This is a genomic window from Vibrio sp. S11_S32 (assembly GCF_014694465.1).
Lineage (GTDB): Bacteria > Pseudomonadota > Gammaproteobacteria > Enterobacterales > Vibrionaceae > Vibrio > Vibrio algicola.
The window spans coordinates 1-2,245 of sequence record NZ_JAAUWS010000103.1 but is presented as its reverse complement, the minus strand read 5'-3'; the positions used below and the strand labels follow the sequence as shown (position 1 = coordinate 2,245).

Annotated in this window: 3 protein-coding genes; all 3 read right to left on the bottom strand. The window is 40.5% G+C overall.

The window, feature by feature from the left end:
• Window positions 1–724 (bottom strand): dTDP-4-dehydrorhamnose reductase (gene rfbD / locus HC723_RS16680; RefSeq protein WP_190339886.1); only part of this gene is annotated, 724 nt, incomplete at its 3' end.
• A complete protein-coding gene (gene rfbA, locus HC723_RS16675; RefSeq protein ID WP_190339885.1) occupies window positions 721–1,608 on the bottom strand; it encodes a glucose-1-phosphate thymidylyltransferase RfbA in 888 nt (295 codons plus the stop codon). The genes rfbD and rfbA, both read right to left, overlap by 4 nt.
• Window positions 1,608–2,245 (bottom strand): GDP-mannose 4,6-dehydratase (locus HC723_RS16670; protein WP_190339884.1); only part of this gene is annotated, 638 nt, incomplete at its 5' end. The genes HC723_RS16670 and rfbA, both read right to left, overlap by 1 nt.

Sequence of the window (2,245 nt, the reverse complement as noted above, 5' to 3'; positions counted from 1 at the left end):
GTTTATTCTTAAGAATACTTTGCTTGTTCGCTTGTTCAAAGATTGCCTCTGCAAATTCAAACCAACTGACATGAGGTGAGCCCGAAAAATGATAAACGCCCCATGCTTCACTGCCTGATTGAATCTGATCTGTAATTTTGATTAATGCTGATGCAATATCTCCAGCAAACGTTGGGCCACCAAATTGGTCACCCACGATACTTAAGGCATCTCGCTCTTTACCCAGTCTCAACATGGTTTTGACAAAATTATTACCATGCTCACCAAATACCCATGCGGTTCTTAAAATTATATGGCGAGGACAAGCTTCTTCTACAGCAAGTTCGCCTGCGAGCTTAGTTCTCCCGTAGACACCTTGTGGATTGGTCGTATCTATTTCACTGTATAAACCATCTTTATTACCTTCAAAGACATAATCAGTCGATATGTGAAGCATGACCGCGCCAACAGAGTGCGCAGCTTGCGCTAAATAGGCGGCACCATCGGTATTAATGGCGATTGATAGTGCTTCTTCTGATTCGGCTTTATCCACAGCGGTATGCGCCGCGGCATTAATAATAAAGTCTGGTTTATAATCAGCCACTACGGAAATTACTTGTTCTTTATTGGTAATATCTAAACCAACGACATCCAGAGCAAGCACATTAACATTACTTTTATTTTGAAGTTGCTGAACGAGGCAATGCCCTACTTGACCATGACAACCGGTAATTAGCACCTTCATATCGTGTCACCTTTCATCGCTTTGTCAGCCAATGTATTAAGATATTGCCCATAATCATTTTTTAACATTGGTTTGGCAATTCGTTTTAAATCTTCCGCTTTTAACCAACCTTGATTAAAGGCGATTTCTTCTAGACAAGCGACTTTGAGTCCTTGGACATTCTCAATCGTTTGCACAAATGAGGAGGCTTCATGCAAACTTTCATGGGTTCCCGTATCAAGCCAAGCAAACCCACGACCAAGTAACTCTACATTCAGTGAGCCATCATTAAGATACATTTCATTTAATGTTGTGATTTCTAACTCTCCGCGATGAGAGGGTTTCACTTTCTTAGCAAGCTCAACCACACGATTATCATAAAAGTACAATCCTGTTACCGCGTAATCTGACTTCGGTTGAACGGGTTTTTCTTCAATTGAAATGGCGCGCATATCTGCATCAAACTCAACCACACCAAAACGTTCTGGATCTTTCACTTGATAACCAAATACAGTGGCACCTGTTTTGCGACTGACGGCGTTTTTTAATGTTTTGGTAAAAGATTGACCATAGAAAATATTGTCACCCAATACCAAACAACAACTATCTTTACCGATAAAGTCTTCACCAATAATGAAAGCCTGTGCCAGCCCATCAGGGCTTTCTTGGATAGCGAACTCTAGATTAATACCAAAATCACGACCATCCCCTAATAATCGTTTAAAGCTTTCATTATCTTCCGGCGTTGTAATGATTAAAATATCATCAATTCCCGCTAACATTAACGTTGATAACGGATAAAAAATCATTGGTTTATCATAAATTGGCAATAACTGTTTAGATACACCACGTGTTAATGGGTATAAACGCGTCCCTGAACCACCAGCTAAAACGATACCTTTCATTATTTATTTCCTTTTAACGATTCTTCAATCGTACCAAGTCGCTCACGTTGATATGAACCATCTTGAACATTTTGGCACCACGCTTGATTATCCAAATACCATTGCACAGTTTTGCGTAAACCGGTTTCAAAGGTTTCAACTGGAGTCCAATTTAATTCTTGGCTCATCTTGGTTGAGTCAATGGCGTAACGACGATCGTGTCCAGGTCTGTCGCTCACATAAGTGATTTGGGCGGCGTACTGGGTTTCAATCGGAACGAGTTCATCCAAAATACTACAAATGGTTTGTACTACCTCTAGATTTTGTTTTTCGTTATGACCGCCTATGTTATAGGTTTCACCAACTTTCCCCTCAGTCACAACTTTATACAAAGCGCGGGCATGATCTTCGACATATAGCCAATCGCGAATCTGGTCACCTTTACCATAGATAGGCAAAGATTTACCTTCTAATGCATTTAATATAACCAGCGGGATCAGTTTTTCAGGGAAGTGATAAGGACCGTAGTTATTTGAACAATTGGTCACAATGGTTGGAAAACCATAAGTGCGCAACCATGCTCGAACTAAATGATCGCTAGAAGCTTTTGAAGCGGAATAAGGACTGCTTGGCGCATAAGACGTTTGCTCAGTAAAAA